This window comes from Sphingomonas sp. S-NIH.Pt3_0716 (assembly GCF_003950715.1).
GTDB lineage: Bacteria > Pseudomonadota > Alphaproteobacteria > Sphingomonadales > Sphingomonadaceae > Sphingobium > Sphingobium yanoikuyae_A.
Genome location: NZ_QLJK01000124.1, coordinates 1 through 759, shown reverse-complemented (window position 1 = coordinate 759; position 759 = coordinate 1). Strand labels below are relative to the sequence as shown.

General features: G+C 64.3%; 1 protein-coding gene. It reads left to right on the top strand.

The genetic code is table 11. From position 1 onward, the window contains the following. Positions 1-160 precede the first annotated feature (160 nt). Positions 161-759, top strand: a 599-nt coding sequence (locus BRX37_RS26375) for a c-type cytochrome (protein WP_164522558.1), incomplete at its 3' end; no start/stop codon positions are given.

The window sequence follows — 759 nt, the reverse complement described above, 5'->3', positions numbered from 1 at the left end:
GGCCTCTCTACGCGGCGGCGGATCATCATCATCTGGCCGGCATGGACCCGCTGATCGACCAGCAACTGGGCGGTGTCCTCATGCTGCTGGTTGGCGGGGCCAGCTATTTCATCGGTGGTCTTGTCCTGTTGGCGAGCCTCCTTCGCCAGAGGGGGGCGGCATGATCCTTCGCATCAGCTTGAAGCGCGCTATCGTCGCGTTGCTCGGACTTGGGATTCTGGGCATGCTGTTCGCCTGGTCCGGGGCCATGCAGATTTCCGCGTCGTCGGGCCATTGGCGTATCACCGACTGGTTCCTTCACTGGACGATGCGCAATTCCGTGCGGACTTATGCCTGGCTGGACGCACCGCCCGATCCGCTCGACGATGAGGGCCTGGTCACTGCAGCAGGGCATTTTCGTCAGGCCTGCCAGGTCTGTCATGGCGCACCGGGTGTGCGTCCATCACCCGTGATGCAGCAGGCAACCCCGCCGGCGCCTGATCTTGCCCGGACGGCGGGGGAATGGCGGGATCGCGAATTATTCTGGATCATCCGGCATGGCGTCAAATTCACCGGCATGCCGGCCTGGGCGGCGGCTGATCGACCGGATGAGGTGAGGCGGATGACCGCTTTCGTCCGGCGCTTGCCACAGATGACGGCGGCGCAATATCAAGCACTGACTCAGGCTGGCGAGGAGCGACGCCTGCCCGGCGTTGCTCCGGCAACCTTGTCGGCATGCACAAGCTGCCATGGCGTCGATGGTCGGGGGAGGGAGCAATC